This is a genomic window from bacterium, from assembly GCA_022616075.1.
GTDB lineage: Bacteria > Acidobacteriota > HRBIN11 > JAKEFK01 > JAKEFK01 > JAKEFK01.
This window is the reverse complement of sequence record JAKEFK010000328.1, coordinates 1-5,917: the sequence shown is the minus strand read 5'-3', so window position 1 is coordinate 5,917 and position 5,917 is coordinate 1. Positions and strand designations below refer to the sequence as shown.

Here is a 5,917-nt window from a genome sequence, read left to right as displayed (position 1 = left end):
TAGGGCAGGCGTCCCGCCTGCGTAAGTAGGGCAGGCGTCCCGCCTGCGTAAGTAGGGCAGGCGTCCCGCCTGCGTAAGTAGGGCAGGCGTCCCGCCTGCGTCTTCTTAGCTCACGCAGCCGGGACGGCCGCGCTACTTTGTTTACAAACTGCTCAGCAGTTCATCCATGCGGTTCAGAGCCGCTTTCAGATAATCTTCCGGCGGGCCGTAACCGATCCGGAGATAACGGTCCATGCCGAAATGATCTCCGGGCACGATCAGCAGACTTTTTTCATGCAGCAGTCTCTCTACTAATTGAGTAGAATTGATGGGGAATTTGTAACGGAAATAGGCAATGGCTCCTGCTTGAGGTTCCACAATTGAAAACACGTCGGCATGATTTCGGATCCAATCTGCGACGATTGGAAAATTGTTCTGCAGAATGCGTCGAGTTCGTGAAAGAATTCTTTCGCGGACGTCCGAACTCAGCGCAATCCTCGCCAGGACGTCACTCATCATGGCAGGTCCAATGGTTGTGTAATCATGGTAGGACCAGAACCGCGCGATCAGGTCCGGAGGCGCCACGATCCATCCAATCCGCAGCCCGGGCAACCCGTAGGCCTTGGATAAACCGTTCGTTATGATTACTTTTTCGTAGCGTCCCCAGAAGCTGGGAGTGCGATCCGCCTCCCGTTCTGCGCCCTGATAAACCTCATCTGCAAGCAGCCAGGCGTCGCTCTGGCGCGCGACATCGATCAGTTTCTGCATCTCCTCTTCTGTCAGGATGGATCCCGTGGGATTATTCGGGTTGCAAACGGCAATCAGTTTCGTTCGTTTCGTGACAAACTGCTCAATCTCGTTAAAGTCCGGATGCCATTTTTTTTCCTCGCGCAGATGAAAAGGACGCACCGTGCCGCGAAAACCACGCGAGATTCCCCAGATCTGCATGTAGTTAGGCAGCATCATTAAAATCTCATCTTCCGGCTCAACCAGACTCCAGGTCGAAAGAAAATTTGCTTCGGAAGTGCCGTTTGTAACCAGGATATGATCCTTTGTGGCACCTCGATAAAGGGCAGCGATTGTTTGGCGAAGCTCAGGCGATCCGTTCGACTGAGCGTATCCGAGTTCCTGTCTCAACAAACGCTCAGATGCTTCGGGGATTTCCCTTAAAAGTTCACCGAGATACATCGGATGCACACCGCTTTCGGAAAGATTGTATTCTACGCGATTTTCCCAGGTGGATTGCATCCGCTCCATTAAGAAAGTTTCAATTTTCATATATGACTATTTTATCACTGTAGTGGCAGAGCATTTGCCATTGTTTCCAAATGAACTTGTTCTTTCACAATGACTGCCCAAAGCGCGAACAACTTCTTACGCGCAAATGCTCTGCATCCTGCGGAGATACAGAGCATTGTCTTCTGCAATCAAGCATGTAGCTAGATGCAAAGTTAATGCCAAACAAGTTCAAGCCTGGCATTAAGGACAATGCTCTGGCACTACCGGCTTTTTATTTTATTCTCTTGGCGGTGCGGCCGCTGGGTTCCAAAAGTATGTGCGTCACTTTTCCGGACTTATCTTTCACGAACGTGATATTTCCTTCATCCACTTTCAAAAAGAATTTGGTTTCCGATTCCGGAAAGAGCTGGAACTTGGGTTGTTCCGGCGCAAGGCCCATCAAATGGTCATTCTCTTTGGTGATCTTGATCACGTATGTTTCTTCCAGCTGGTAGTCGCCCACATAGGCATCCAGGATTTTTGGGTCAATTTTGACTTCAACCGGCTCGATCGGTTTCAGGTCAGTGTTGTAAATACCGGCAACGCCTTTAGCAATCGAACCCGGATTCGCACCGGCAAAATTCGTCAATACCACAACAGTTAGTTTGTCATTCACATACCGAGCGATATAGGTCGTGAATCCTTGCCAGGAACCTCCGTGCGCGATGATTTTGTGTCCGCGGATCTCATCAAAGCCCCAACCAAAACCGTACCGTTCCGACTTTCCGTTGTTTAGTTTTGTGGGAGTCCACATCTGATCGAAGCTGGATTTCTTCAAAAGCGTCTCCGTGTACAGCGCTCCATCCCACTTTGCAAGATCCAGCACCGTAAAATACAAACTTCCATCCGCAGTGGTATTGATCATGGGAGCAACCCAGGATTGATTCTTGATTTGCTCTTTTTCCATGACATAGCCGGCCGCGCGATTTGGAATGATATCGGATTCGTTGATAATGCGTGTTGTGCTCATGCCAAGGGGTTTAAAAATCCTTTCTTGAAGAAAGTCTCCATAAAATGCTCCGCTGACTTTATGGATCAGGATTCCGAGTAGCACGTATCCAGGATTGCTGTAATTCCATTTTGTTCCGGGCTCAAAATCGAGCGGCAAGGCGGCGATTTTTTTCAGGATTTGTTCTTCCGTATGATCTTCACGCATATTAATCTGGTCGTAAAGTTTGTTCGAGATTCCGCCGGTATGAGAAAGTAAGTGTCTGACTTTTACTTTCTTCCAGGATTCCGGCCCCTCCGTAAAATATTTTGTGATGGGATCGTCCAGGTTTACTTTTCCTTCCTCCACCAGCATCATGACTCCCGTGGCTGTAAACTGTTTTCCTACTGAGCCAGATTGATACACCGTTTCAGGCTTGGCTGGTACCTGATGCTCCAGATTGGAGAAACCGTATCCTTGCGTTTTAACGATCTCACCGTTTTTTATGACGGCAATCGACAAACCGGGGATTTTTCGCTCCTCCATTTGTTTCTTTACGAAATCGTCAACCGGATCTGCAAAAGCGATAGCGGTGAAGAGTATTAGGATTGTCATAATTTTCATTTCGAATGCTCCTGTAAAATGAAAAGCAGGCTGGAAGCCTGCGCTCCATAGCATAACATTGATTTTTCTCGAGGTAACTGCGAGAATAAATTTTCGGGAGTGATTATGGAATTTCCATCTTATGTAAAAAACAAGAAGTTAAAAGACTGGGTAAATGAAATGGCCCGTCTCTGCAGACCGGAGAAGATCCACTGGTGCGATGGCTCTCAGGAAGAATATGACGATCTTTGTAGTCTGATGGTTGAATCGAGGACCCTTCAAAAGCTAAACGAAAAGAAGCGGCCCAACAGCTACCTGGCATGGTCGGATCCCAGCGATGTAGCTCGTGTGGAGGACCGCACTTTTATCTGCAGCAATCGCAGGCAGGATGCGGGTCCGACGAACAACTGGGTAGATCCAAAGGAAATGAAGAGCGTCCTGACGAAACTTTTCGATGGCTGCATGCGCGGCCGCACCATGTACGTGATTCCCTTCAGTATGGGACCGCTTGGATCCCCGATATCCCAGATCGGAGTGGAACTGTCCGATTCTCCCTATGTCGCGGTAAACATGCGCATCATGACAAGGATGGGGAAGGAAGTTTTGAATGTGTTGGGGGACAATTTCTTTGTCCCCTGTTCGCATTCGGTGGGGATGCCTTTGGAACCTGGACAGAACGATGTTCCGTGGCCTTGTAATAAGGATCAAAAATATATTGTGCATTTTCCCGAAGAACGCGCAATCTGGTCTTTCGGTTCCGGGTATGGCGGAAATGCATTACTCGGGAAAAAGTGTTTTGCTCTGCGAATCGCATCCTGCATGGCGAGGGATGAGGGCTGGCTCGCGGAACACATGTTGATTCTGGGAGCGGAATCTCCTGACGGTGAAAAGACGTACGTAGCGGCCGCTTTTCCGAGTGCTTGCGGGAAAACGAATTTTGCAATGTTGATTCCGCCTAAAGGATTTGACGGTTGGAAAGTAACTACAGTCGGCGACGATATTGCGTGGATCAAAATTGGCGACGATGGAAAGCTGTACGCGATCAACCCTGAATCGGGATACTTCGGTGTTGCTCCCGGAACTTCGGTGGAATCGAATCCTAATGCGATGGCGACGCTTACTCGCAACTGCATTTTCACAAATGTGGCTCTTACGCCGGATGGAGACGTTTGGTGGGAAGGGATGACCAAAGAGCCACCGCCAAAACTGACCGACTGGCAGGGAAAACCGTGGACTCCGGATTCAGGCAGAAAAGCTGCGCATCCCAATGCGCGGTTCACGGCTCCAGCGAAACAATGCCCTTCGATCGATCCGGATTGGGAGAACCCGAAAGGAGTCCCGATCAGCGCTTTCATCTTTGGCGGGCGCCGCAGTACTCTGGTTCCACTGGTGGTCCAGGCAATCAACTGGAATTTTGGAGTCTACATGGCAGCGACCATGGGATCGGAAACGACCGCTGCGGCCGCAGGCAAAGTGGGAGAAGTGCGTCGCGATCCATTTGCTATGCTTCCGTTTTGCGGCTATCACATGGCGGATTACTTCAATCACTGGCTGCAGATTGGACGCCTTGTTCCCAATCCTCCCCGCATCTTCAGCGTCAACTGGTTCCGTAAAGACGCAAAAGGAAAGTTCCTGTGGCCAGGCTTCGGCGATAATATGAGAGTGTTAGAGTGGATCGTGGATCGTGTTCGCGGCCGCGGTTATGCAATTGAAAGTCCCCTCGGCTGGATGCCGCGAAAAGAGGATCTTGTGTGGGAAGGTTTGCAGGGAACCACCCCGGAGCAATTCTATGAACTGATGTCTGTAGACACAGAAGGATGGAAACAGGAAATTGCTTCGCATGAAGAACTGTTTTCAAAGTTGTATGACAAATTGCCCAAGGAATTCATCTTCATGCGCGAGCTGATTCTGTCTAGTTTGTGGCGTTCCCCCAAACACTGGGAACTGGTACAAGATCCGACGTAGTCGCAGAGCATTTTCAAACCCAACAACGATTCGATTAAGGTCCAGCCTAGTTACTCAAAATGCTTATTCAAGGCGAATTGAAAATGCTCTGCCACTACATCCAGCCAGTCACTTTTCGTTCCAATTCATCCAAAAGGGGAATCTGCCCCTTCAAGATTTTTCTTCTAGCTTCGGGAATCGTAAACCACTGGGCCCGATCTGCTTCAGGAAAGTTTTGAATCTTACCTGATCCCGGCGGCCATTCCAGAGGAAAAGTGTTACTCCGCAATTTTGCTGGATCATAGTTGCCTTCTGCAGCCCAGGCGTGAACCATTTTGTATGAGGATTGTTTGACGGCTGTAAGTTTGAGGAAAGGCGCATGCGCTTCGAAGCCTGTTTCTTCTTGTAATTCACGAAGTGCAGCATTCAGCGGATCCTCACCGGCGGAAACTTCGCCCTTGGGAATCGACCAGATCCCCGCATCTTTGGATTTGAAGAACGGGCCTCCCGGGTGGATCAGAAAAACCTGTAATATTCCGTTTTTGAAACGATAAATTAACAAGCCGGCGCTTTCTTTCATAATCTATTTGCGGAAGCATTATAATTTAGAGCATGGGCGAGGTCGTGTGCCCCTATTGCAAAGCCGCGGTGAGCGGCGGTCCGGAAGTCGTTTGTTGCTTGAGATGTGGCACGCGTCATCACAGAGTATGCTGGTTGGAGTACGGCAATCATTGTTCCGTTTTTAGTTGCCAGGGAAAATTTCCGGGATTCAAGATCAAAACTCGATCAGACATTCTTTTAATCATGTGGTGTTTGATGAACTACGCTCTACATTTGTCCATCCGCTTCATCGGTGAAATTACTGATTCCTTTGCAACGACCGATCTATGGATCGTTGTTGCATTGGAGATGTTTGTGATTGGATCCGGCTGGATTGCTCTTAGAATGAGAGCGGCATCCGATTCGGCTCGCACCGTCTCTCTTCTATTGTTTTCCGGGAATGCTCTTTTCATCTCAATGCTTTTCTCGCACTATGTAACGCATGGATTTGAGCAGCTGAACGCGCTGATCAGACTCTGATAATCATGGGTCGTGATCTTGATCGTAATCAGAATCGAAAGTCATAATCGTAATCTGTAAGATTGCGACTAGGATCAAGATTATGATTGCGATCACGATTACGAT

The 5,917-nt window shown here is 48.9% G+C and carries 5 protein-coding genes; 2 read left to right on the top strand and 3 right to left on the bottom strand.

The annotated features are described in order from the left end of the window. Nucleotides 1-141 precede the first annotated feature (141 nt). Both L0156_25730 and L0156_25725 read right to left on the bottom strand, forming a co-directional pair. On the bottom strand, nucleotides 142-1,257 hold the full coding sequence (locus tag L0156_25730) for an aminotransferase class I/II-fold pyridoxal phosphate-dependent enzyme (protein MCI0606399.1): 1,116 nt from the start codon (nucleotides 1,255-1,257) through the stop codon (nucleotides 142-144). Nucleotides 1,258-1,489: 232 nt separating this feature from the next. Further along, nucleotides 1,490-2,809: a serine hydrolase gene (locus L0156_25725; GenBank protein MCI0606398.1), complete on the bottom strand. Its 1,320-nt coding sequence runs from the start codon at nucleotides 2,807-2,809 to the stop codon at nucleotides 1,490-1,492. A gap of 105 nt (nucleotides 2,810-2,914) precedes the next feature. On the opposite strand from L0156_25725, the gene L0156_25720 reads away from it, so the two are divergent. Continuing rightward, complete coding sequence (locus L0156_25720) at nucleotides 2,915-4,753, top strand: phosphoenolpyruvate carboxykinase (GTP) (GenBank protein ID MCI0606397.1); 1,839 nt, start codon at nucleotides 2,915-2,917, stop codon at nucleotides 4,751-4,753. A 94-nt stretch (nucleotides 4,754-4,847) separates the two neighbouring features. Here the strand turns inward: L0156_25720 and L0156_25715 are convergent, their stop codons facing one another. Further along, a complete protein-coding gene (locus L0156_25715; protein ID MCI0606396.1) occupies nucleotides 4,848-5,312 on the bottom strand; it encodes an NUDIX domain-containing protein in 465 nt (154 codons plus the stop codon). Between the two features lie 236 nt (nucleotides 5,313-5,548). Between L0156_25715 and L0156_25710 the strand changes: the two genes are divergently transcribed. Beyond that, the gene (locus tag L0156_25710) at nucleotides 5,549-5,812 is read left to right on the top strand and encodes a hypothetical protein (protein MCI0606395.1); all 264 of its coding nucleotides are present in this window, start codon (nucleotides 5,549-5,551) and stop codon (nucleotides 5,810-5,812) included. The last annotated feature ends 105 nt before the right edge of the window (nucleotides 5,813-5,917 follow it).